Source organism: Novosphingobium mangrovi, from assembly GCF_022818885.1.
GTDB lineage: Bacteria > Pseudomonadota > Alphaproteobacteria > Sphingomonadales > Sphingomonadaceae > Novosphingobium > Novosphingobium mangrovi.
This window is the reverse complement of sequence record NZ_JALHAT010000012.1, coordinates 126,786-149,391: the sequence shown is the minus strand read 5'-3', so window position 1 is coordinate 149,391 and position 22,606 is coordinate 126,786. Positions and strand designations below refer to the sequence as shown.

Below are 22,606 nucleotides of genomic sequence, written 5' to 3'. Positions count from 1 at the left end.
CGTGACCCAAGCCTTCATCTGCGATGCCATCCGTACCCCCGTCGGCAAGCTCGGCGGCTCGCTCTCGGGCATCCGCGCCGACGATCTGGCCGCCGTGCCGCTGGCCGCTCTGGTTGAGCGCAACCCGGACGTGGACTGGGCGCGCGTCGATGACGTGATCCTGGGCTGTGCAAACCAGGCGGGCGAGGACAACCGCAACGTCGCGCGCATGGCCACGCTTCTTGCTGGCCTGCCCGAGAACGTGCCGGGCGTCACCGTCAACCGCCTGTGCTCGTCGGGTCTCAACGCGCTGGGCATGGGCGCGCAGGCGATCAAGGCAGGCGATGCGGACCTGATGATCGCGGGCGGCGTCGAGCACATGACCCGTAGCCCCTACGTTCTGGGCAAGGCGGGCAGCGCGTTCGGGCGCGACCAGAAGATCGAGGACACGACGCTCGGCTGGCGCTTCGTCAACCCGAAGATGAAGGAACTCTACGGCGTCGAATCGATGCCGCAGACCGGCGAGAACGTGGCCGAGGACTACAACGTCACCCGCGAGGACCAGGACCTCTTCGCCTTCAACAGCCAGGAAAAGGCCGCCGCCGCGCAGGCGAGCGGACGGCTCGCGAAGGAGATCGTCCCGGTCACGATCCCGCAGCGCAAGGCCGACCCGATCGTCTTCGACACCGACGAGCATCCCCGCCGCTCCAGCCTCGACGTGCTCGCCAAGCTCAAGAGCGTGGTGAAGCCGGGCGGCACGGTGACGGCGGGCAACGCGTCGGGCCTCAACGACGGCGCGGCGGCCATGCTGGTCGCCTCCGAAGAGGCCGCGAAGATCCACGGTCTGACCCCACGCGCGCGCGTTCTGGGCATGTCGGCCGCGGGTATCGCGCCGCGCGTCATGGGCGTTGGCCCCATCGAGGCCGCGCGCCGTGTTCTGGCGCGCCAGGGCATGACCATGGACCAGGTCGACGTGATCGAACTCAACGAGGCCTTCGCCAGCCAGGCCATCGCCACGCTGCGCGCGCTCGACATCGACCCGCTCACCGACCCGCGCGTCAACCGCAACGGCGGCGCCATTGCGCTGGGCCATCCGCTCGGCATGTCGGGCGCACGCATCGCGATGAGCGCGGTGGAGGAACTGCACGTGACGGGCGGCAGGTACGCGCTCGTCTTCCTGTGCATCGGCGTCGGGCAGGGCCTCGCGGTCCTGCTCGAGCGCGTCTGAGCGCCGCCCACCCGAATACCACGCGAAAACAAGAAGGAGAGGTCGCATGACGGATCAGTCGTCTGTCGTTATCGTCGGAGCCGGACACGGGGGCGCCCAGTGCGCCATTGCGCTGCGGCAGAACGGTTTTGAGGGCGCGATCACCGTCATCGGCCGCGAACCCGAACTCCCCTATGAGCGCCCGCCGCTCTCCAAGGAGTACTTCGCGCGCGAGAAGACCTTCGACCGTCTCTACATCCGGCCTGAGACCTTCTGGGCCGAGAAGGACGTGACCTTCCGCCTCTCCACCGAAGTGACCGGGGTCGACCCGGAGGCGAAGACGGTGGCGCTCTCGGATGGCGGCACGCTGGACTACACGCACCTCGTCTGGGCGACGGGCGGCGATCCACGCCGCCTGACCTGCGCGGGCGCGGACCTGGCGGGCGTCCATGCGGTGCGCACCCGCGAGGACTGCGACCGCCTCATGTCCGAAGTCGACGCAGGGATACGCCGCGTGGTCGTGATCGGCGGCGGCTACATCGGTCTGGAGGCCGCCGCGGTCCTCTCCAAGCTGGACCTGGAAGTTACGCTGCTCGAAGCGCAGGACAGGGTGCTCGCGCGTGTTGCGGGCGAGGAACTTTCCGCCTTCTACGAGGCCGAGCACCGCGCGCACGGCGTGGATCTGCGCACCGGGACCCTGGTCGAGTGCCTCGAAGGCGATGGCCACAAGGTGACGGGCGTGCGCCTGGCCGATGGTTCGGTCCTGCCCGCCGACGCGGTGATCGTGGGCATCGGCATCGTGCCCGCCGTCGCGCCGCTCCTCAGCGCCGGTGCCGAGGGCACGAACGGGGTGGCGGTCGATGACCACTGCCAGACGAACCTGCCCGGCGTTTACGCTATCGGCGACTGCGCGCAGTTCGCCTGCGCCTATGCAGGCGGCGCGGACATGCGCGTGGAATCGGTCCAGAACGCAACCGACATGGCGACGTGCGTGGCCAAGGCGATCTGCGGCAATCCGGCCCCCTACAAGGCCTTCCCCTGGTTCTGGTCGAACCAGTACGACCTTCGCCTGCAGACGGCGGGGATCAACGCGGGCTACGACGAAGCCGTGCTGCGCGGCGATCCGGAAAGTCGCAAGTTCTCGGTCGTCTACCTGCGCGAAGGCACCGTCGTTGCGGTCGATTGCGTGAACAACGCCAAGGACTTCGTGCAGGGGCGCAAGCTGGTCGAAGCGGGGGCCAAGGTTCCAGCCGAATTCCTGGCCGATCCCGCAAAACCGCTGAAGGAACTGCTACCCGCCTGATCGGACAGGGTTATCGAAAAGATGGCGATCCGCTTGCGCCTGCTATAGCTTCTCTCGATCATTCGGGAGGAGCGCAGGCGCGATGGATATCCGGCAACTGGAACGCTTCGTGGAAGTCGCAAGCCTTGGCAGCGTCAACCGCGCGGCGGACGCCCTCAGTGTCTCGCAGCCCTCGCTTTCACGCAGCCTGCAGATGCTGGAGGACAGCCTGGGAGCCCCGCTCTTCACGCGGGGGGCACGCGGGGTGGAGCTGACACCGCACGGCATCGAACTTCTGCCCCGCGCGCGGCTGATCCTCGCCGAGCGTGACCGGGCGGTGGAGGCCGTGCGGGCCGGGGCAGGCCAAGGCCGCGAGACCTTGCACATCGGCACCGACGCCGCCTTTGCCATGCAGCGCCTGCCCCGCGCGCTCGCCGCGCTGGCGCGCAGCCATCCCCAGGTGCAGGTGCAGGTGCGCGAAGGGCCGCTCGGCGCGCTGCTCGACGCCTTGCGCGAAGGGGCGGTGCGCCTCGTCTTCGGCGCGCGCGGGCCCTATGTCGATCTGGAAGGTCTGGCGTTCGAGACCCTCGCCATGGAGAGCGCGGGCGTCATCATGCGCGCCGACCATCCGCTGGCGGCACGTGCGCAGGTGCGCCTCTCGGACCTGATCGCGCAACGCTGGATCGTGCCCGACCACCCGGCGCTGGTCGCAGGCTGGCGCGAGATGTTCGCGCGGGCCGAGCTGACCGAGCCGCCCATCGCGCTACGCACCTCCTCGCTCCATGTGGTCAAGGGCTGCCTGCTTGAAGGGCCCTTCGTGTCGCTCGGCGACCGCAGCAGCTTCGCCACCGAGATCGCCTCGGGCCAGTTGGTCTCACTCGACCTCGGGCTGGCTCGCTATGAGCGCCCGACCGGCCTTTTCACCCGGCCTGAAGGTCGCCTCTCGGCAGCCGAGAACGCGCTGGTCGCGGCGCTGCGCGAAGCCTGACTACAGGCCGGGGATTGCAACCGCGCTGGGCGTTTCGGCCTCGAAGCTGGCAATCGGATAGGCGCAGTAATCGGCCGCGTAGTAGGCGCTGGGACGGTGGTTGCCCGAATCGCCAAGGCCTCCGAAGGGCATGTTGGCCGCCGCGCCTGTGGTCGGGCGATTGCGGTTGACGACGCCGGCGCGGCTCTCCTCCACGAAGCGCTGCCACAGGTCTGCATCGGCGCTGACAAGTCCGGCGGACAGTCCAAAGCGCGTGGCGTTGGCCTCGGTGAGCGCCGCGTCGAAGTCGGGCACCCGGCGCACCTGGAGGACCGGTGCGAAGATCTCCTCGTCGGGGACCTCGATCCCGGTGACATCGAGGATCGCGGGCGCGACGAAGGCGGGCGTGCGGCCCTCGATGCCGTGAAAGGCGCGGATCGAGGTGGCGCCATGGTCGATCAGCGCGCCGACCTGGCGATGGGCCTGCTGCGCGGCCGCGATGGAGGCGAGTGGGCCCATGAAGGCCGCTTGCGCAGGCTCCTCGTTCCAGGCCGCGATGCCCAGTTTTCCAGTCAGCGCGTCGAGCGCCTCGATGATGGCATCGCCCTTGGGGCCCTCGGGCACGATCAGGCGGCGCGCGCACGAGCAGCGCTGGCCCGAGGTGACAAAGGCGGACTGGACGATGATCGAGGCGGCTTCCTCGGGGCTGTCCCAGGCGATCAGCGGGTTGTTACCGCCCAGCTCCAGCGCAAGGATCAGGTGGGGGCGCTCAATCGTGGCGTGCTTGAGCGCGCGGCCCGCAAGGGCTGAGCCTGTGAAGAGCAGGCCGTCGATATCGCCCGCCACCAGCGCCTCGCCGGTCTTGCGACCGCCCTGAACCAGGTTGAAGACGCCTTCGGGAAGCCCGGCCTTGTCCCAGGCCGCGGCCATGCGCGCGCCGGTCGCAGGCGCGATTTCGCTGGGCTTGAAGACCACCGTGTTGCCCGCAAGGAGGGCAGGCACGATGTGGCCGTTAGGGAGGTGCCCGGGGAAGTTGTAGGGGCCCAGGACCGCCATCACGCCGTGACCGCGATGGCGCAGTACGGCTTCGCCAAAGGGCATGTCCTGGCGACGCTCGCCCGCGCGCTCGGCCTGCGCGCGGATCGAGACGGCGACCTTGCCGACCATGCCCTTGGCCTCGGTGCGGGTCTCCCACAGGAGCTTGCCGGTCTCGCGCGAGATCGTTTCGGCAAGGCCCTCCTCGTCTTCGGCGATGGCGGCGGCGAAACGCTCCACGGCGGCGATCCGTTCGGCAAGCGGCGCGGCGCGCCAGGCACCAAGGGCCTTGCGCGCCTTGGCGATGGCGGCCTCGCAATCGGCAGGCGTGGCGCTCGCGCCCTCCCAGACCACCTCTCCGGTGGCCGGATCGAGCGACGTGAAGGCGGGGCCGTTGTGGGGCGTTGTCATGTTTTCTCTCCCGGGAAATTCAGCGCGTGGGGCCAAAGCGCACCCGGCCCATCGGGCGCGGCGCGATCAGGTCCTGGATCTGTCCGGACAGCGCGCGCACGTCTTGGGGAATGAAGCGCGCGTACCAGTCGGCGTTGGCCGGCCCCACGCCGTGTTCGGCGCTGAAGCTGCCCTGGTAGTCCTCGACGACGGCGGCGAAGATGGTCTCGCGCGCGGCGTCGGCCACGGCCGGATCGAACGCGCCTGCGCTCTCGGGCCAGACGCTGTTGCAGTGCAGGCCTCCATCGCCGATGTGGCCGAAGTCGCACAGTTCAAGCTGGGGGGCGACCTTGGCAAGGCGCGCGGCAATGTCGGTGCGAAAGCGCATGACATCGCCGCGCTTCATCGCGATGTCGCAGGCGACGACCTTGCCCGACTTGCGCAGGCCCTCGGGCACCGCGTGGCGCACGGCCCACAGCGCGGTGCCGCGGTCGATGCGGGTGTCGGCGATGGTGCCGTCCTCGAACAGGGGCTCGAGTGTTTCGGCGAGCTTTTCCTCCAGCCATTCGGCCTCGATCGCCGCGCCGCCCGAGAGTTCAAGCAGCACGCAATAGCCCGGGATCTCGCCCGCGAAGGGATCGCGCAGCGAGGACACGTGGGTGATGGCTGCGGTCAGTGCAGGCTTGGAGATCCCCTCAAACGCGGTCAGCAGCGTGCCAAAGGCGCTTTCCATCCGGGCGAGGACGTCGAGCGCGGCCTCGGGATGGGGGAGGGCGAGGAGCGCGGTCACGGTGTTGACCGGTTTCGGGCTCAGCGCAAGCGTCGCGCCCGTCACAACGCCCAGCGTCCCCGAACTGCCCGCGACAAGGTCCTGAAGCGCGAGCGCGCTGTTGTTCTTCCAGAGCTCGGAGCCGAGCGAAAGGATGCGGGGGCTGTCCTCGGAGGTGACGAGTTCAAGGCCCATCAGGTTCTGGCGCACATCGCCATAGCGCAAGAGACGCGCGCCGCCGGTGTTGGCCGCGACCATGCCGCCGATGGACGGGTCCGCGCCCAGATCGATGGGGAAGAACAGGCCATGTTCCTCGGCCGCCGCGTTGAGCTCGGAGAGGAGCACGCCCGCGCCCACGCGCGCCGAGCGGTTGACCGGATCGATCTCGATCTCGCCCTTCAGCCGTTCGAGGCTGAGCACGATCTGATCCTCGGCGCTGGCGGCAAGCCCGGCTGCGACAAGGCCGGTGCGCGCGCCCTGCGCGATGACGGTCACGCCATGGGCATGGGCCGCTTCCAGAACGTCGCGCACTTCATCGGCACTGGCGGGGCGCACCACGCAGGCCGACGCGCCGCGCGTGCCGCGTCCATCTTCGGCGTAGGCGTCGATGTCGGTTTCGGCGCTGAGGACATTGGCCTCGCCGACAATCTTCTCAAGGGCAATCCGGGCGTCGCTGGAAAGGGTCATGGGGTCCGTGTCATGGCAAAGATGCCCGTGGCATTGCCGCTGTCGAAACCGAGGTCGAGGGCCTCGCTGCCGGGCAGGGTGTCGCGGGTGATGAATTCGAAGAACGAGCCGGGCACTGTGCGGGTGACCGACGCGGCGTCGGCGCGGCGGAAGGGACGCTCGACCATGTCGGCGCGAAAGGCGGTCTGGTGGACGCGGCCCGAGGCAGAGTGCTCGACCTGGTCCTTGATCGGCTTGCCCGCCGCGCGCAGCGCCTCGGCCAGCGCGCCGACATCGGCCACGCGGTCGGTCGCGTGGTTGAAGGCGTTGCCCTCGGTGGCGATCCAGGCGGCTTCCTTCGACTGGGCCAGCAGCGTCTCGTAGTCGTCTTCGAAGGCGGGCTCGTGCGCGCGGTCGAAGGCGGAGACGAGGACGGGGAGAAGCGCCTCGGCCTCGGCAAAGGGCACGCTGCCCTCGGCCGCGAAACGATCAAGCACGGCCTTGGCTTCACGGCTCAACGGATCGGTCGACGTGTCGAAGACGCGATGCGCGGCGGCTGTGAACTCGGCGTCGAACTGGTCGACATGAAGCTCGCTGACGAAGTACTGGAGGATGTCCTCGGGGTAGTCGAGGTGGCACCAGGCGTGGCCGGTCATCCGGAGGCGCGGCAGCGGATACTGCGCGGCCTCGACATAGCCGAGCGGGCGCAGGATGCGCGCGAAGGCCGCCTGCCCGCCGGGAAGGGCGCCGGTGGGTCCGTCGGGAAAGAGGATCGTGCGCAAGGCGCCGTGGTCGAGCGTGATGCGCTGATCGATTTCCAGCCGCTCGCCGACATATGCGGACGCGCTTGGCACGCCGTCGAGAACGGTGCGGAACAGGGCCGCGCCAAGGGCGGTGGCCATGCTGGCGCGCGAAACGCGCTCGCCTTCCTCGTTCAGCAGCGCAGGCGCGATGTTAAGTGCGGCGAGCGTGACGGCGCCGACTTCGTCACCCAGGTGGGCGCGAACCAGGCGTGCAACGGTCGATGTGTGCAGATCCTGCATCGATTGTCTCCTCTGCCCTTGCGCTTACCACGCGAAATTCTTGCCCTGCAAACGACAAGCTATCATCAATGCATGATGAAATGGAATGATCTCGCCGGCGTGCATCTGCCATCCTCGCAATCCTTGCGCAGCTTCCTGGCCGCGGCCCGCCATGGCAGCTTTTCCGAGGCGGGGCGCGCGGTCGGGCTGACCCAGAGCGCGATCAGCCGTCAGATATCCCAACTCGAGGCGCGGCTGGGTGTTCCCTTGTTCGTGCGGACCGGGCGGCGGGTGGAGCTGAACCCGGCCGGGCGCGCCTATGCCGAGGCGGTGGAGCCTGCGCTTGCGCAGATCGCGCAGGCCAGCGCGCGGCTGGGCGAACAGCGCGGGGACAACAGCCTCACCATTGCCTGCCTGCCCAGCCTAGGCATGCGCTGGCTGGCGCCGCGGCTGCCCCGCCTCTCGGCCCGGTACCCGGAGCTTGTCATCAATATCGCGGCCCGCAGCTGGCCTTTCGGGCCGGACGAGGAGGCGGGCGAGTTCGACGCCGCCTTCGATTTCGGGCAGCCGCCCTGGCCCGGAATGAACCACGCGTTCCTGTTTCGCGAGGAGGCGGTTCCGGTCTGCGCGCCGACCTGGCTGGAGGCGAACCCGCTGGAACGTCCCGCGGACCTGGCGGACAAGCCGCTGCTCTTCCAGTCCTCGCGCCCCAGGGCCTGGGACCAGTGGTTCGCGGCGTGCGGCGTGGAGCTGGCGCGCCCTTGCGAGGGGCCGCGCATCGGGCACTTCCTGATGCTGGCGCAAGCTGCGGCAGCAGGCGCCGGTGTCGCGCTCATCCCCAGCTTCCTGATCGAACCCGAACTGGCCGCGGGCACCCTGGTGGTCCCGTTCGAGACCGCGCTGTCGACCCGCGATGCCTACCATCTCGTCTGGCGCGGCGACCCTGATGACGGATCCCCGCTTGGCCGGTTCGTGGCCTGGGTGCGCGACGAGGCCGCCGCGCCGATGCCAGGCTGAGGCGCTTCAGTCCCCGGTGTCAGGCTGTGTAGGCTCTCTGGCGCCTTCGGGAATGAGCATCCGCAAGGTGCGCTTGCACAATTCCATGCCCCGCTCGCGCGAGAGGCGGTTGGGCGAGAGGCAGTACTCGAACCATAGGCCGTCCATGGTGGCGGCCATGATCGCCACCGCATCGTCCATCGACGAGCCCTGCGGGCGGCGCGGAAGGCGCGACATCGCATCGGCCAGCAGGCGCCGGACTTCATTATTGAGGGCATCGTTGCGCGCCGCAAATTCGGGGTCGCTGCGCACCAGCGACCAGAACGCGAGCCAGGCACCCAGGCTCTGGGTGTTGGCCCATTCGTCGGAGAAGAGCTTGTCGAAGAAGGCGTCGAGCGAGGCCCAGGCGTCGCGATCAGGCACTGTCAGTTCGGCGGCAAGGCCCGTGATGACCTGATTGCAGAGCTCTTCGTAGGTTTCGAGCAGCAGGTTCTGCGGGTTGGTGAAGTAGTGGCGCAAGAGACCATGCGAGACCCCGGCCTGTCGGCAGATTTCGCGCCCCGTGGTGCCCCGTGGACCCAACCTGGCAAGGCATTCGAGGGTCACTTGCAGCAAATCCTGCCGCCGCACGCCGGGTTGCTGGCGCTTGATGGTGCGACGAGGCCGCGGTGCCCCGGCTTGCGGCGTCTCCGTCGGACGAGTGTTCATTTTTATGGTCCCGCTTCTTCTTGTTCTGTTTCGTATCGCGCCCAAAGGCCCCAGTGTTATATTGCAATCGATTCAACGCTAGGCAAGTGGCCATTTATTGCGCGTCAGAGTGTCTCTTAGTGGTACAGACAAGTGTTCCAACGCGCTTTGCGGCGATGGCTTGCCACGCGGATAGATCCGGGCCAAGACGGGCGGATGAGCCAGAGCGCACCAGTCTTGAAGATCAAGTTGCAGATCTATTCAGGGGATGAGATCGCCATGGGGCCGGGCAAGGCGGACCTGCTCGACGCCATCGGCGAGGAAGGTTCGATCTCGGCCGCCGCGCGCAAGATCGGGATGAGTTACCGCCGAGCCTGGCTGCTGGTCGATACGATGAACCGCTGCTGGCATGAGCCGCTGGTGGAAACGGCACCGGGCGGTTCGGCGCGCGGGGGGGCGCGGATGACCCCCTATGGACGGGGCATCCTTCAGCTCTACCGCAGCCTCCAGGAGGAGAGCCGCGGCCTCAGGGATTGTGCGGAGTGGACGGAACTGGGCGCAGCGCTGCGCGACGCGCCGCTGGCGCATCAGAAGTCCTGATCCCGGGCATGACCCGGGTGCCTTCGGGGCCCAGCGTCACGACATGATCGGCAAGCCGGTCCACCTCGCGCCGGTCGTGGCTGACGTAGAGGATGGGCAGGGCCAGTTCGTCGCGGATGCGCTCGATGACCTGCATCACCCCGCCGCGCCGTTCCTCGTCGAGCGAGGAGAGCGGCTCGTCCATGAGCAGGAAACGCGGCCCTGAAAGGAGCGCGCGGCCGATTGCGACACGCTGCATTTCGCCGCCAGACAGCGTGCGCGGCATGCGCTTCAGAAGATGCGCGATGCCGAGGAACTCGCTCGCTTCTTCCAGCGCCATCCAGCGCCGGGCGGCGGGCGCGAGCTTCCAGCCGAACAGCAGGTTGTCGCGCACGGTCTTGTGGGGGAACAGGCGGCTGTCCTGGAAAACGTAGCCGCAGGCGCGCTTCTCGGGCGCAAGGTGCAGGCGCGTAGCGCCGTCGTAGAGAACCTCCTCGCCCACCGCGATGCGGCCGCTCTGCGGGCGGATCAGCCCGGCAACGGCGTTGAGCACGCTCGTCTTGCCCGCGCCCGAGGTGCCGAACAGGGCAGTGAGGCCCGGCCCGACTTGGAAGCGGGCGGCGATGTGCGCGCTGCCGCGCTGGAGAGCGATGTCGACGTCAAAGGGCATGGCCGGCCTTCCTCTGCCCGGAGCGCCGGGTCAGTGTCTCGGAGATCACCAGCGCGGCGAGCGAGAGCAGCACCGAAATGATGGCAAGGCGCGCCACGTCGCCTTCGCTGCCCGGGATCTGCAGCGCGGTGTAGATCGCGAGCGGCAGCGTGCGGGTCTCGCCCGGAATGTTCGAGGCAAAGGTGATCGTTGCGCCAAACTCGCCGATGGACCGCGCAAAGCCGAGGACTAGCGCGGCCATCACGCCGGGAAGGGCAAGGGGCAGGGTGACGCTGGCGAACGTGCGCCAGGGCCCTGCGCCCAGCGTGCGCGCGGCACTTTCCAGGCGCCGGTCGACTTCCTCCAGCGAAAGCCGGATCGCGCGCACCATCAGCGGCAAGGCCATGATCGCGGCGGCCAGCGCTGCACCGGTCCAGCGGAAGATGAGGCCAAGGCCGAAGGTGTCGAGAAGGAAGCGCCCGACAGGCCCATTGCTGCCGAATGCGAGCAGCAGCATCCAGCCGGTCACCACCGGGGGCAGCACGAGCGGGAGGTGGACGATGGCATCGAGCAGCACCTTGCCGGGAAAGCGCCCGCGCGCGAGCAGCCAGGCCAGTGCAAAGGCCAGCGGCAGGTCGATCAGGATCGCCACACCGCTCACCTTGAGGGAGAGGACGACGACCTGCCATTCCTCGGGGGAGAGGAGGCCAGCCATGCTCAGTTCGTGCGGAACCCGAAGCGGGCGAAGACGGCCTTGCCCTGGCGGGAAATCAGGAACTTGCGGAAGGCATCAGCCTCCCGGTTGGCGGCCTTTGCGGTCAGCGCGACGGGGTAGCTGATCGGGGTGTGGCTGGAGCGCGGGAAGGTGCCGACGACGCGCACGCCCGGATCGGCCTTGGCATCGGTGGCGTAGACGACACCCAGCGGGGTCTCACCCCGGCTGACGAAGGCGAGCGCGACGCGCACGTTCTCGGCGCTGGCGACCTTGCCCGAAACGCTGTTCCACACGCCCAGCTTCTGCAGCGCTTCCTTGCCGTAGCGCCCGGCGGGCACGGCGTTGGTGTCGGCCATGGCGAGACGGCGGTTGCCAAGCGTGCGGGCGAGCGGGAAGCCGGGCTTGATCGCCAGCTTCACCGGGCTTGCCTTGGGGGCGATGAGGACGATGTCGTTGGCAAGAAAGGACGTGCGCGTCGATGTGCGGATCAGCTTGCGCGCCTGGAGGTAGTCCATCCACTTCTCATCGGCCGAGACGAAGATGTCGGCCGGCGCCCCAGCCTCGATCTGGCGGGCGAGCGCGGAGGAACCGGCAAAGGAGATGACGGGGCGATCATGGCCCTTGGCAGCCCAGGCATCGGCGGCCGCGTTCATCGATTCGCGCAGGCTTGCTGCGGCGAGTACGGTGGGCCCCGCGGCCCATGCGGCCTGGCCGGGAAGGCCGAGGGCCAGCAGCAGCGCGAGGGCCGTGCACCAGCGGCCGATTCGGTTCAACATGATCCCTCCGGAAATTGCTATATCCATCTGTATATTGAAATGCGTCCGTGGGAAAGATGCGAAACCCGTGATCGCTGCGTTGCAGCACGGGGCGAAGACCTTCCGCTGCCCGGATGTCTGGCCCAGAAATGCGGATAAGTCGCGAGGAAAGCGGGTGTTCCCTTTCCGCTCGTCCGCGGATGAAAAATACTCTTCGCACCGGCGAGCCGCGCCCGGTCTGGACTTCCTGTTCTTACTATATACGATAGGATATAGAAAATGGCGCCGCGACCGAAGCGGTTGTCCCGTGCTAGGCACAGGCACATGTCGCGCGCATTCTCCAGGGAGTTTCCGATGACGACGATGTGGCGGGGCGCACGCGGTGCCCGATACGCAGGCCTGTTCCACGCGCTTGCCCTGAGCCTCCTGCCGGGCGTGGCCCAGGCCGGTGAGGACGATGCGCCGAGCCTCCAGAAGGCTCTCGGCAATCCCGAGGGGCTGACGGTCGAGGGGCATGTGCGGGCCCGCTACGAGGCGATCGACAACCAGTTTCGTCCGGGCCGCGCGCGCAGCAGCGATGCGCTCCTTCTGCGCAGCGATCTGCAGGTCACCTACGATGCAGGGCCGGTGCAGGTGGGCGGCGAGATCACCGACTCGCGCGCTTATGGCGGGGGCGAGGGCAGCTCGCTCGGCACCACCGAGGTCAACGCGCTGGCCGTGACGCAGGCCTATGTCGCGTTCGATGTTGGCGCGGCGCTGGGCAAGGGAACCTCCGCGCGGCTCCAGGCCGGGCGATTCACCATGGACATGGGCTCGCGCCGCCTTGTCGCGCGCAACCGCTTTCGCAACACGATCAACGCCTTCACCGGCTTTCGGGCGGACTGGACAGGCACGGGCGGAAAGGCCGTCTCGGCCTTCTACACGATGCCCGTACGGCGCCTGCCCGGCGACCGCGATGGCATTCTGGACAACCACGTGCACACCGATAGCCAGGGGTTCGACGAGACCTTCTGGGGCGCCTTTGCGCGCACGCCCATCGGCCTTCGCGGGGCGGCGCTGGAGGGCTATTTCTACGGCCTCGACGAGGACGACACGCCATCTCGTGCAAGCCGGAACCGGCATCTGCGCACGGCAGGAGCGCGGCTTTCGCGCAAGAGCACGCCGGGGCGCATGGATCTCGACGTCGAAGGTGCCTACCAGTTCGGCAACACGCGTGTGACGAACGCGCCGGATGCCGTGAAACGCGACGTCTCGGCCTACTTTGCGCACGCCGAGGTGGGCTACCGTTTTGCTGGTGGCTGGAGCCCGCGCGTGGCGCTCGAACTCGATCTCGTCTCGGGCGATAAGGGGGGAGGTTCCTACAACCGCTTTGATACGCTGTTCGGGGCGCGCCGTTTCGAGTTCGGCCCGACCTCGCTCTACGGAGCGCTGGGCCGCGCGAATATCCGTTCGGTGGGGGCGCTGGTTCAGGCGAGCCCGGGCAAGCGGCTCACCCTTGCGGCGATGGGCCGGGCGAACTGGGCGGACAGCCTTGAGGACAGTTTTTCCGCGACCGGCGTCTCGGACGCCGAGGGGAATGCGGGCCGTTTCGCCGGCTACCAGCTGGAGGCCCGCGCGGGCTATTGGCTGGTGCCCCGGGTGCTGGAAATCGACACCGGCGGGGCGGTGCTGTTTCGCGGCGATTTCCTGAAGAATGCGCGCGGTGCCAACGGCTGGGGCGATACGCTCTATGGCTATACCAGCGCGACGGTCCACTTCTGACACGCGCCTGCACGATGGGGGAAAGCGGACACGTTTGTCGGGTCTCGGACAACACGCTGTAATCCTAACGCACTATAAGTCCTGACCTTTCTGGCTGGCACGCTTCCTGCTTTCACTCGAGCGGACACAGGCAGGAGGACAACCATGGCCTACAAGATCATCGCCTCGCAGTGCACCGGGTGCAGCGCGTGCGAATTCGAATGCCCCAATGCGGCGATCTCGATGAAGGGCGACACCTTCATCATCGATCCCGCCAAGTGCACCGAGTGCGCGGGTGAGTACGACCATCCGCAGTGCGACACCGTCTGCCCCGTCCCCAAGACCTGCGTGCCGGCCTGACCGGCGCGCAAGGGGCATGGGACGGGCCGTGGCCTTCGAGGACAACGCCTTCGAGGACAATCTGGGCGCCGCGCTCGACTGGAAGGGGCGTCCGGTGCGCTGCCGCGAGTGCGACCATCAGGCCATCAACGCGATGGGCCTGTGCGCCAAGGGCCGCGCCTGCATCCGCGACCGCCGCGCGCGCCGGGTGGAGACGTTCCTGCGCGCCAACCCCGAGCTGGCCGACCAGTATCTCGACCATCCCTATTTCGAGGTGCGCGCAGGCGCTGCGCGTCACGCCACGGTGTTCCGGCTCGTCCCCCTGCTGGACGATCCCGAACCCGAGGTCCGCGCGATGGCAACGCTGCGCCTGCCTGTCGAAAGGATCCGCGACATGATTCACGACGAGGATATCGACGTGCGCATCGCGGCGGCCTCGCGGCTGACCGGGGCGGACCTGGTGCCCGCGATCCGCGACGAGGCCTATATGGTGCGCATTACCGCGGTGCGACGCATGCCGGTTGAGATGCTGCCGTTGGTGCGTCACGACCCCGATCCGGAAGTGCGTGCCTGGGTGGCCCGACGGATCGATGTGCGCGCGCTGCCCGACATGGCCTTCGACCCCGACCCGCTGGTGCGCCGCGAGGTCGCCGGGCGGCTGCCACCCGATCCGCTGCGCCTGCTGGTCGAGGACAGCGACATGCGCGTGCGCTTCACCGTTGCCGAGCGGCTGGCCGAGGAGGACCTTGTCGCGCTGCTCGATGACGAGGAACCCGCGATCCGCGAACTTGCGCGCACGCGCATCGAGGCCGTGCCCGAACTGGCGCGCCGGCTCGAGGAGGAGGCACAGGACGAGGGCGCCGCAGTCGTCGCCTTTCCCGCGCCCCATGATCCCGCAAAGGAGACCTAGCCCGTGAAAGTCATGATCCGCCGCGCCGAGGGACAGCTCTCGGCCTACGTGCCCAAGAAAGACCTGGAGGAGCCGATCGTGGAGGTCGAGAAGGAAAGCCTGTGGGGCGGCTGGGTGCGCCTTGCCAATGGATGGGTGCTCGAGCTGCCCTGGCTGGCCGAGGACACGCGCCTGCCGATCACCGTCGAGGCGAAGAAGCGCGCCACCGTGGAAGAGGACTGAGCGTGATGGCAACACATGTTCTGGACAATCCCGAGGTGCTGCTCGACGAAGTGGGCGAGGGGCTGCGGGCCGGGCAATTGGTGCCTTTCGTGGGGCCCGGCATCTCGGCGCTGGGCGCGCATGCGGTGCCGCTCTCGACCGGCGCGCTGGCCGATTTCTTCGCCAGCAAGACCACCCTGCCGCGCCGCGCGAAGGGCAATTGCTGGGCCGCCGCGCAGTACATCGAGAGCACGCGCTTTCGCGACACGGTGACGGCCTGGATGAAGGAGGCCTTTTCGCAGGGCGTGCTGCCCTCGGCCTTCCACCGCTGGCTGGCGGGCCTGCCGCTGCCGCTCATTGTCGATGCCTGGTATGCGGGCGAGATGCGCACCGCGCTCCTTGCCGCGGGCCGCGAGGACTGGGCCGAAGTGCAGGGGATCACCCGCGCCCACATCGGCGAAGATCGCTGGTTCCGCTTCTACACGCCCGGCGGCGATCCGGCGAAGGCGCAGGAGGCCGAGGCCGCAACGACGCTGCTCTACACGCCCCATGGCGGCATCGCGCCCGATGCGAACTTCCTCATCACCGATGCGGACTATGTCGAGGTCCTCACCGAAATCGACATCCAGACCCCGATCCCCGAGGAAGTGCGGCATCGCCGGACAGGTCTTGGCTTCGTGTTCCTGGGCTGCCGCTTCGACGACCAGCTTCTGCGCACCTATGCCCGGCAGATCATGAAGCGTTCGTCCGCGCGGCATTATGCCGTACTCGACGTGGAAACGCTCACCCGCAACGAGCGGCGCTTCCTTGAGGAACAGAACATCTCTCCCATCGCCAAGCCTTTGGGCGAGGCGCTGGATCAGCTGATGGCCTGAAGGCTCTCAGTCGCGCGCGGCGCGGCGTTCGGGCGCAGCGGCGGGCGCGGGGGTCTTCATCCGCGTGGCCGCTTCGGCGCGCCGGCGCGAGAGTTCGCGGGCGTATTCCTGCAGATCGTCGACCGCGTCGAGCTCGTCGACGATCTCGAAGCCGAAGATCGTCTCCAGCACGTCTTCCAGCGTGACCAGGCCCAGAAAGCTGCCGTATTCGTCGACCACCATCAGGATGTGGTGGTGCTCGGAAATGAAGCGGTGGAACAGGCGGTCGACGCTCAGCTGGTCGAGCACGCTGGGCAGCGGGCGGATCAGCTCGGCAAAGCCCTGCTCGTCGCAGTCCTCGTCCATGAGCAGATCGAGCACGTCGTGCTTGATGACGAAGCCGCGGATCTCGTCGACACCTTCGCCCGAGACGGGAATGCGGGTGAAGGGGGACTTGCGCACCTTCTCGGTCAACTCGTCCAGCGCGATGTCCTGCGACAGGCTGAAGACCACCGTGCGCGGCGTCATCACGTCGGCCGTCTTGATCCGGTCGAGCTGGAGCATGTTGTTGAGAAAGCGCGCTTCAGCCGTGTCGATCTGGCCCGAGGCCTGACCCAGACTGGTGACCGCCAGAAGCTCCTCGCGGTGGCGCGGGGTCTCGGCCGTGCGGCCAAAGGCGATGAGCTTGGTGATGAGGCGCGAGGCCCACACCAGGGGCGCGAGCACCGCGATCATCGGCGGCAGGATCCAGGCGCAGAACGGGGCGAGCACGCTCGCATAGCGCGCGCCGATGGTCTTGGGGATGATCTCGGTGATGATGAGGATCGCGACCGTCAGCAGCGCGGCGAACACCGCCTCGCTGCCGCTGCCGTAAAGCTTGGCGTACTGCGCGCCCGCACCCGCCGCACCCATCGTATGGGCAATCGTGTTGAGGGTGAGGATTGCGGCCAGCGGCCGGTCGACATCGTCCTTCAGCCGCTTGAGCTTGCGCGCCCAGGGCGCGCCGCGCTGCTCGAAGGTACGCACCTGCGAGGGCGTGAGCGTCAGCATCGAGGATTCGAGCAGCGAACACAGGAACGAGACGCACAGCGCCAGGGCGACATAAAAGACCAGCAAGGCCATGCGGCTATTCGTACTCCGTTGCGCGAGTGTGCGCGAACCCGTTCTGGTAACGGGGATTCTCCGCCTTGCCTAGGTGTCTGATCGTACACGAACTGCACGTCATCGTGTCGTGAGCCGGACAAAGTCGGCGTACCAAGCGTGACAATCGCGACAGGGACCTTCGTGCGAAGCGTGCTGCGGTGCGGCATGAAACGCCTGCAAATCGGTAGTTTCCGATATCTGGCACGCAGTTTGCTGAGCCTCCCCCATCAGCAGAAAGCCGGTGGTGCCCCCTCCGCCGGCTGCGACTTGGGGAGTTTTCCATGACCGACACCCTTTTCAGCCAGGATCCGGACAGCACACGTGAGGCCAGTTCCGCAGACGGCGTCGTCGACATTTCCGACGTCATGCAGAAGGTGGCCGAGCACAAGGGCTGCGGGACCGAAGGCGGTTCGGGCAAGGCGAGCTGCGGATCGAGCGCAGGGCCGGCCGACATGCCGCCCGAGATCTGGGAGAAGGTGAAGAACCACCCGTGCTATTCCGAGGAAGCCCACCACCACTACGCACGCATGCACGTCGCGGTGGCGCCCGCCTGCAACATCCAGTGCAACTACTGTAACCGAAAGTACGACTGCGCGAACGAGAGCCGTCCGGGCGTCGTCTCGGAGCGCCTGACGCCCGAGCAGGCGTCGAAGAAGGTGCTCGCGGTCGCCTCCACCATCCCGCAGATGACCGTGCTGGGCATTGCCGGGCCCGGCGACCCGCTCGCCAATCCGCAAAAGACCTTCGAGACCTTCCGCCTCATCAGCGAGGTCGCCCCCGACATCAAGCTGTGCCTTTCGACCAACGGCCTCGCGCTGCCCGACTGGGTCGACGAGATCGCCAAGTACAAGGTCGATCACGTCACCATCACCATCAACATGGTGGACCCCGAAGTAGGCCAGCACATCTACCCCTGGATCTTCTGGGAGAACAAGCGGCTGCAGGGCTATGAAGCTGCGAAGATCCTGACCGAGCGGCAGATGCTGGGCCTTGAGATGCTTACCGAGCGGGGCATTCTTGCCAAGATCAACTCGGTGATGATCCCGGGCATCAACGATGCGCACCTTGTCGAGGTGAACAAGGCGGTGAAGAGCCGCGGCGCGTTCCTGCACAACATCATGCCGCTCATTTCCGCGCCCGAGCACGGCACCGTCTTTGGCCTCAACGGCCAGCGCGGCCCTTCCGCGCAGGAACTGAAGGCGCTTCAGGACGCGTGCGAGGGCGACATGAACATGATGCGCCACTGCCGCCAGTGCCGCGCCGACGCGGTCGGCCTTCTGGGCGAGGACCGCTCGGCCGAGTTCACCACCGAGAAGATCATGGCGATGGACATCGAGTACGACGCCGAAGGGCGCAAGGCCTACCAGCAGGCCGTCGAAGGCGAGCGCCAGGCCAAGGTCGCGGCCAAGGCGGGCGAGCTCGAGGGGCTTGAAAAGGCGGGCGATATCTCGGTCCTGGTCGCGGTCGCCACCAAGGGCCACGGGATCATCAACGAGCACTTCGGCCACGCCAAGGAGTTCCAGGTTTACGAACTCAACGCCAAGGGCGCCAAGTTCGTCGGCCACCGCCGCGTCGACCTCTATTGCCAGGGCGGGTATGGCGAGGAGGACGCGCTCGACACCGTGATCGCGGCCATCAACGACTGCCACGCGGTCTTTGTCGCCAAGATCGGCGGCTGCCCCAAGGCGGACCTTGAAGCCGCAGGCGTGGAGCCGGTCGACCAGTACGCCCATGAATACATCGAGCAGTCCGCGCTGGTCTGGTTCAAGGACTACCTTGGCAAGGTCGAGCGCGGCGAGATCGTCCACCAGCAGCGCGGCGATGCGGCCATCCGCCAGGGCGCGCTGCTCAGCCAGGCGGGGTGAGCGGCGATGGCCTACAAGATCGTCGCCAGCCAGTGCACCAACTGCACGGCCTGCGAGGCGCTGTGTCCCAACATGGCCATCTCGGAGGCGAAGGGCACCTTCGTCATCGACCCGGCGCTGTGCACCGAGTGCATCGGCCACTTCGAGGATCCGCAGTGTGTCGCGATCTGCCCGGTCGATGACACCTGCGTGCTCGACGCCAGCGTGCCGCGGTACCAGCCGGCATGAGCGGGGGGCGTGAAACGCTGCCGTTCGAGGGCTTTGGCGGGGCATCGGACGCGTTCGAGCGTTCGATCCTCGCCAGCCCGCTCCTGGGCGGGGGCCTGCCCGAGGAGGCGCGCTCTCATCTGGAACGTGCCGCCACGCGCTATCACCTGACGGACGTGGCCGAGACGCACCTGTTCGAAGCCGAGAAGATCGCGCCCGACCACGCCGCCGTCCTGATCGCGCTCTATCGCTTCTATTTCTACAAGGGGCGGTTGAACGAAGCTCTCGACGTGGCGCGCGCCTGCGTTGCCAAGGCCCTGCGCCTCAACGTTCTGGGCGAGGACTGGCGGCGGGTGCAGCCGGGCGATGCCGCCTTCGGGGAGTGGGAGGCGCTTCTGCCGCGCTTCTTCCTCTTCAGCCTCAAGGGCTACGCCTATCTCTCGCTGCGCACCGGCCATCTCGAAGCCGGGCGCGAGGCGGCCGAGAAACTGCTCGAACTCGACCCGCGCGACCGCATCGGCGCGCAGGTTCTCATCGATGTCCTGGACCGCATGGAGGATGAGGAGGAGGCCGATGGCGAACATCGTTCGTGACAGCGAGGTCGTCGAACTCAATGGCCCGCCCGCCTTCCGCTATGGTGAACGCGTGCGCGCGCGGCGTCTTGTGCGCAACGATGGCACTTACGCGGGCAAGGAGATCGGTGAACTGCTGGTCCGAAAGGGCGAAGAGGGCGTCGTCGTCTCGATCGGCACCTTTCTCCAGCAGTTCTACATCTATGGCATCGAGTTCTTCGAGAGTGGCCACCGCGTGGGCATGAAGCGGCGCGAGCTCGACCCGGTCTGGGCGAGCGAAGAGGACGAGGACGAACTGCCCGTCGCGCGGCCCGCAAGCCCGGCTCCGCCCCATTCGAGTGCCCGGCCATGATGGACATTCGCGAACCCGTCTACGGCTGGGGCGAGGCCGTGCGCGCGGTGGTGGACCTCGTCAACGACGGCTCGTTCCCGGGCGCACCGCCTGACGCCGTACTCGCCCCGCGCGGGACGCGCGGCGAAATCGTCAACGTGGGCCACCATGAGGAGAGCAACCAGCCGGTCTATCTTGTCGAGTTCGCGCGCGGCGAGGGCGCAGGTTCGCCGCTTGTCGTCGGCTGCCTCGAAGAGGAGATCGAACGCGCCGGGGCGGGAGGGACGCAGGCATGAGCCTGGCCGCCACCCCCGCCGAGGCCCCCGCGCCGCGCGCGCTTCTCGCCCGCCAGCCCAACGAATTCGACCTGGCGCGGATCGAGCGCCTGCTCGTCGGGCGCCAGCGCTACCGCTACGTCGAGCCCGTGGTCGTGCCCATCACGGACGGCTACCTCGTGCGCGCGCCGTGCTGTTCGCGCACCATCGATCCTGAAGGCGGGGAAATCGACATCGCGCGCCTCCTTTGGGACGAGCGCGCGCGCGAATGGAGGCTCTTCCGGCGCGATCACGGCACGCAAAGCTGGATCGAGGACGGCCGCTTCGCGCGCCTTGGTGAGCTCATGGGGTGGCTCAACGCCGATCCCTCCCGCGATTTCTGGCAATAGAGGAAGGAGACGAAGGCCCATGCCGCTCAGCGAAATCGATCTCGCGCGCATCGACGCGCTCGTACAGGCGCTGGGCGACAGGGCGCTGCCTGAGACCCTGGGCGTCGCGCTGCGGCGTCTGGTGCCCGATCTCGCCCTGCGCCAGTGCGATGCGGACGACGTGCTGGAGGAACCCTACCGCTCGGCGGGCGCCTGCGACCTGCATCTGCTCGACGTCTCCGCCCACTGCATCCGCGTGACCGGCGATCCGGCTGAGGCGAGCGGGCTTCTGGTTGCGGGGAGGGCCCCGGCATGAGCGGGCAGGTCGTCTCGATCGCCACGGGCGAGGTGCTGCAGATCCCGATGAGCGACCCCGACCTGACGCTGGAAGACGTCGTCGCGGTCGAGCAGGTCCTGCGTGGTGCGCAGCTGGGGCAGGGCGCGCTGGTCGAAGAGCTGGAACAGGCCTTCGCCGCCCAGTGCGGCCGTGCGCGCGGGGTTGCGGCCTCCAGCGCGGCCATGGCGCTGGTCATGGTGCTGACGGCAAAGGGGATCGGGCCGGGCGACGAGGTGATCCTCTCGGCCCATTCCTTCCACGAACTGGGCCACGCCGTCCTGCGCTGCGGGGCGACCCCGGTCTTTGCCGATATCGATTACTGGTCGGGCTGTCTTTCGGCGAAGAAGAGCGCGGACAAGGTGACGAGCCGGACCCGCGCGATCCTGGCGGGCAACACCTGCGGGCACCCCGCCGACTGGCCGGGCCTTCGCGCGCTGGCAGACGCGCACGGCCTCTTTCTGATCGAGGATTCGAGCGAGGCGATCGGCTCGCGCCACAAGCAGGGCGTGGTCGGCAGCTTCGGCGATGTCGCGCTTTTCGATTTCGCCCAGCCCGGCGTCATCGCCTGCGGGGAGGGGGGCATCGCGCTCACCGACGATACGCAGCTGGCCATGGCCCTGCGGCGCCTGCGCAGCCGCACCCTCTCGGACCGCGCTTCGGTTTCGGCCGGGGTGGATGCGCCCTTCGGCGCGCCGATGGGCGCGATGGTGGCCGCCCTTGCGCTCGCGCAGCTGCGCCGTCTCGACGTGCTCTTAGAACGCCGCCGCGGGGTGCAGGCCATGTACGATGGCTTCATGCAGAGCTTCGAGGGGATCAAGCCGCCCTACATCTCGCCCGATGTCGAGGAGGTCCACTGGTTCCTCTACACCGTGCACCTGGGGACGCGCTTCACCAAGGGATCGCGCGACGCGATCCTGGAGGACATGCGCACCGAGGGTGTCGAGGCCCACGCCTATTCCAGCCCGCTCCACCTCCAGCGCGCCTACCGGGCGCTGGGCTGGACGCGCGGCGACCTCTTCGTGACCGAGAAGGTCGCCGACCGCGCGGTCGTGCTGCCCTTCCACGCCCACCTCTCTCCCGAACAGATCGCCTTCATGGTCGCGCGTCTCAAGGACGCCTCGATCAACGCGGGCGCCGGGGCCGCCATCTACTGACCAGCAAAAGAGACACTGAAAGAACGCCATGACCACGCTCACCATCCTTCCGTCCGCCACCTCCATCGCCGTTGCCGAGGGGGACAGCCTGCTCGCCGCCATGCTCGCCAGCGGCGCGCCTCTCGCCCACAAGTGCGACGGGGAAGCCTCCTGCGGCCAGTGCCATCTCTTCGTGATCGAGGGGCGCAAGGGCCTCTCGCGCATCAGCCGGGAGGAGAACGAAATTCTCGACACCATCGTCGGCGTCGGTTCCAAGTCGCGCCTTGCCTGCCAGGCGACGCTGACCGGCACCGAGGACGTGACCGTCGAGGTTCTGAGCTTCGTCTGACGACGTGCCAAGGAGAGACAGCCCATGCCCATGGATGCCACCGAGATCGAGCGCCGCATCACCGCGGCCTTTCCCGACGCCGAGGTGCTGATGGTCGACATGGCCGGGGACGGCGACCACTGGGCCGCGCGCGTCACCTGCGCCGCCTTTGCGGGCAAGAGCCGGATCGTCCAGCACAAGATGGTCTACGCCGCGATCGGCGCGGACATGGGCCATGAACTCCACGCGCTGGCGCTCCAGACCTTCGTTCCTGCTGCCAACCCCACCACCCCTGCAACCTGAGG

Annotated in this window: 28 protein-coding genes; 20 read left to right on the top strand and 8 right to left on the bottom strand. The window is 67.9% G+C overall.

Annotated elements, in window-relative coordinates; translation table 11 throughout:
• The first annotated feature begins 1 nt into the window (after position 1).
• From pcaF to MTR65_RS09395, 3 genes are all read left to right on the top strand, one after another.
• Positions 2 to 1,207, top strand: coding sequence for a 3-oxoadipyl-CoA thiolase (gene pcaF / locus MTR65_RS09405; RefSeq protein ID WP_243799455.1), 1,206 nt, complete (start codon positions 2 to 4; stop codon positions 1,205 to 1,207).
• A gap of 46 nt (positions 1,208 to 1,253) precedes the next feature.
• Positions 1,254 to 2,489, top strand: coding sequence for an NAD(P)/FAD-dependent oxidoreductase (locus MTR65_RS09400; RefSeq protein WP_243799453.1), 1,236 nt, complete (start codon positions 1,254 to 1,256; stop codon positions 2,487 to 2,489).
• Positions 2,490 to 2,571: 82 nt separating this feature from the next.
• Entirely contained in the window at positions 2,572 to 3,456 is an 885-nt protein-coding gene (locus MTR65_RS09395; protein ID WP_243799451.1) for a LysR family transcriptional regulator, read from the top strand.
• Here the strand turns inward: MTR65_RS09395 and astD are convergent, their stop codons facing one another.
• From astD to MTR65_RS09380, 3 genes are read right to left on the bottom strand one after another with little or no spacing between them, the layout of a single operon-like run.
• Positions 3,457 to 4,881: a succinylglutamate-semialdehyde dehydrogenase gene (gene astD / locus MTR65_RS09390; protein WP_243799449.1), complete on the bottom strand. Its 1,425-nt coding sequence runs from the start codon at positions 4,879 to 4,881 to the stop codon at positions 3,457 to 3,459.
• A 19-nt stretch (positions 4,882 to 4,900) separates the two neighbouring features.
• Positions 4,901 to 6,316, bottom strand: a complete 1,416-nt coding sequence (locus MTR65_RS09385; protein ID WP_243799446.1) for an FAD-binding oxidoreductase — start codon at positions 6,314 to 6,316, stop codon at positions 4,901 to 4,903.
• On the bottom strand, positions 6,313 to 7,338 hold the full coding sequence (locus tag MTR65_RS09380; RefSeq protein WP_243799444.1) for a 2-oxoadipate dioxygenase/decarboxylase family protein: 1,026 nt from the start codon (positions 7,336 to 7,338) through the stop codon (positions 6,313 to 6,315). Before MTR65_RS09380 ends, MTR65_RS09385 begins: the two co-directional genes overlap by 4 nt.
• A 72-nt stretch (positions 7,339 to 7,410) precedes the next feature.
• Here MTR65_RS09380 and MTR65_RS09375 point away from each other — a divergent pair, with 72 nt between their 5' ends.
• Positions 7,411 to 8,334 carry a LysR substrate-binding domain-containing protein gene (locus MTR65_RS09375; protein ID WP_243799442.1) on the top strand — a complete coding sequence of 308 codons (924 nt, stop codon included), beginning with the start codon at positions 7,411 to 7,413 and terminating at the stop codon, positions 8,332 to 8,334.
• Positions 8,335 to 8,340: 6 nt separating this feature from the next.
• Here the strand turns inward: MTR65_RS09375 and MTR65_RS09370 are convergent, their stop codons facing one another.
• Positions 8,341 to 8,919 (bottom strand): TetR family transcriptional regulator C-terminal domain-containing protein, encoded by a 579-nt coding sequence (locus MTR65_RS09370; RefSeq protein ID WP_243799440.1) that lies wholly within the window; start codon positions 8,917 to 8,919, stop codon positions 8,341 to 8,343.
• Between the two features lie 297 nt (positions 8,920 to 9,216).
• On the opposite strand from MTR65_RS09370, the gene MTR65_RS09365 reads away from it, so the two are divergent.
• Entirely contained in the window at positions 9,217 to 9,600 is a 384-nt protein-coding gene (locus MTR65_RS09365; RefSeq protein ID WP_039390810.1) for a winged helix-turn-helix domain-containing protein, read from the top strand.
• Here the strand turns inward: MTR65_RS09365 and MTR65_RS09360 are convergent.
• The 3 genes from MTR65_RS09360 to modA are packed head-to-tail and all read right to left on the bottom strand — an operon-like array spanning position 9,527 to position 11,719.
• A complete protein-coding gene (locus tag MTR65_RS09360; protein WP_243799438.1) occupies positions 9,527 to 10,249 on the bottom strand; it encodes a molybdenum ABC transporter ATP-binding protein in 723 nt (240 codons plus the stop codon). The genes MTR65_RS09365 and MTR65_RS09360 overlap by 74 nt on opposite strands.
• Positions 10,239 to 10,943 carry a molybdate ABC transporter permease subunit gene (gene modB, locus MTR65_RS09355; protein ID WP_039390811.1) on the bottom strand — a complete coding sequence of 235 codons (705 nt, stop codon included), beginning with the start codon at positions 10,941 to 10,943 and terminating at the stop codon, positions 10,239 to 10,241. The genes MTR65_RS09360 and modB overlap by 11 nt, the downstream gene beginning before the upstream one ends.
• Before the next feature lie 2 nt (positions 10,944 to 10,945).
• Positions 10,946 to 11,719, bottom strand: coding sequence for a molybdate ABC transporter substrate-binding protein (gene modA / locus MTR65_RS09350; RefSeq protein ID WP_243799436.1), 774 nt, complete (start codon positions 11,717 to 11,719; stop codon positions 10,946 to 10,948).
• A 333-nt stretch (positions 11,720 to 12,052) separates the two neighbouring features.
• Between modA and MTR65_RS09345 the strand changes: the two genes are divergently transcribed.
• The 5 genes from MTR65_RS09345 (at position 12,053) to MTR65_RS09325 (ending at position 15,763) form a co-directional block, all read left to right on the top strand.
• A complete protein-coding gene (locus tag MTR65_RS09345; RefSeq protein ID WP_243799434.1) occupies positions 12,053 to 13,459 on the top strand; it encodes an alginate export family protein in 1,407 nt (468 codons plus the stop codon).
• A gap of 144 nt (positions 13,460 to 13,603) precedes the next feature.
• On the top strand, positions 13,604 to 13,798 hold the full coding sequence (locus tag MTR65_RS09340) for a 4Fe-4S dicluster domain-containing protein (protein ID WP_039390815.1): 195 nt from the start codon (positions 13,604 to 13,606) through the stop codon (positions 13,796 to 13,798).
• Positions 13,799 to 13,814: 16 nt separating this feature from the next.
• Entirely contained in the window at positions 13,815 to 14,687 is an 873-nt protein-coding gene (locus MTR65_RS09335; RefSeq protein WP_243799432.1) for a 4Fe4S-binding leucine-rich repeat protein, read from the top strand.
• Between the two features lie 12 nt (positions 14,688 to 14,699).
• Positions 14,700 to 14,909 (top strand): putative nitrogen fixation protein NifT, encoded by a 210-nt coding sequence (gene nifT, locus MTR65_RS09330; RefSeq protein WP_226635292.1) that lies wholly within the window; start codon positions 14,700 to 14,702, stop codon positions 14,907 to 14,909.
• Between the two features lie 5 nt (positions 14,910 to 14,914).
• Positions 14,915 to 15,763 carry an SIR2 family protein gene (locus MTR65_RS09325; RefSeq protein WP_243799430.1) on the top strand — a complete coding sequence of 283 codons (849 nt, stop codon included), beginning with the start codon at positions 14,915 to 14,917 and terminating at the stop codon, positions 15,761 to 15,763.
• A 6-nt stretch (positions 15,764 to 15,769) separates the two neighbouring features.
• Here the strand turns inward: MTR65_RS09325 and MTR65_RS09320 are convergent, their stop codons facing one another.
• Positions 15,770 to 16,864: a CNNM domain-containing protein gene (locus MTR65_RS09320; protein WP_243799427.1), complete on the bottom strand. Its 1,095-nt coding sequence runs from the start codon at positions 16,862 to 16,864 to the stop codon at positions 15,770 to 15,772.
• Between the two features lie 302 nt (positions 16,865 to 17,166).
• Between MTR65_RS09320 and nifB the strand changes: the two genes are divergently transcribed.
• From nifB to MTR65_RS09270, 10 genes are read left to right on the top strand one after another with little or no spacing between them, the layout of a single operon-like run.
• A complete protein-coding gene (gene nifB / locus MTR65_RS09315) occupies positions 17,167 to 18,750 on the top strand; it encodes a nitrogenase cofactor biosynthesis protein NifB (protein WP_243799425.1) in 1,584 nt (527 codons plus the stop codon).
• Positions 18,751 to 18,756: 6 nt separating this feature from the next.
• Complete coding sequence (locus MTR65_RS09310; RefSeq protein WP_039390827.1) at positions 18,757 to 18,978, top strand: 4Fe-4S binding protein; 222 nt, start codon at positions 18,757 to 18,759, stop codon at positions 18,976 to 18,978.
• Complete coding sequence (locus tag MTR65_RS09305) at positions 18,975 to 19,550, top strand: tetratricopeptide repeat protein (RefSeq protein ID WP_243799423.1); 576 nt, start codon at positions 18,975 to 18,977, stop codon at positions 19,548 to 19,550. The genes MTR65_RS09310 and MTR65_RS09305 overlap by 4 nt, the downstream gene beginning before the upstream one ends.
• Positions 19,531 to 19,881 (top strand): nitrogen fixation protein NifZ, encoded by a 351-nt coding sequence (locus MTR65_RS09300; RefSeq protein ID WP_243799420.1) that lies wholly within the window; start codon positions 19,531 to 19,533, stop codon positions 19,879 to 19,881. Before MTR65_RS09305 ends, MTR65_RS09300 begins: the two co-directional genes overlap by 20 nt.
• A complete protein-coding gene (locus MTR65_RS09295; protein WP_243799418.1) occupies positions 19,878 to 20,156 on the top strand; it encodes a nitrogen fixation protein NifZ in 279 nt (92 codons plus the stop codon). Before MTR65_RS09300 ends, MTR65_RS09295 begins: the two co-directional genes overlap by 4 nt.
• Entirely contained in the window at positions 20,153 to 20,524 is a 372-nt protein-coding gene (locus MTR65_RS09290; RefSeq protein WP_243799416.1) for a DUF3024 domain-containing protein, read from the top strand. The genes MTR65_RS09295 and MTR65_RS09290 overlap by 4 nt, the downstream gene beginning before the upstream one ends.
• 19 nt (positions 20,525 to 20,543) lie before the next feature.
• The gene (locus MTR65_RS09285) at positions 20,544 to 20,819 is read left to right on the top strand and encodes a hypothetical protein (RefSeq protein WP_243799414.1); all 276 of its coding nucleotides are present in this window, start codon (positions 20,544 to 20,546) and stop codon (positions 20,817 to 20,819) included.
• Positions 20,816 to 21,994, top strand: a complete 1,179-nt coding sequence (locus MTR65_RS09280) for a DegT/DnrJ/EryC1/StrS family aminotransferase (RefSeq protein WP_243799411.1) — start codon at positions 20,816 to 20,818, stop codon at positions 21,992 to 21,994. The genes MTR65_RS09285 and MTR65_RS09280 overlap by 4 nt, the downstream gene beginning before the upstream one ends.
• A gap of 28 nt (positions 21,995 to 22,022) precedes the next feature.
• Entirely contained in the window at positions 22,023 to 22,322 is a 300-nt protein-coding gene (locus MTR65_RS09275; RefSeq protein ID WP_243799409.1) for a 2Fe-2S iron-sulfur cluster-binding protein, read from the top strand.
• Between the two features lie 24 nt (positions 22,323 to 22,346).
• Entirely contained in the window at positions 22,347 to 22,604 is a 258-nt protein-coding gene (locus MTR65_RS09270) for a BolA/IbaG family iron-sulfur metabolism protein (RefSeq protein WP_243799407.1), read from the top strand.
• The last annotated feature ends 2 nt before the right edge of the window (positions 22,605 to 22,606 follow it).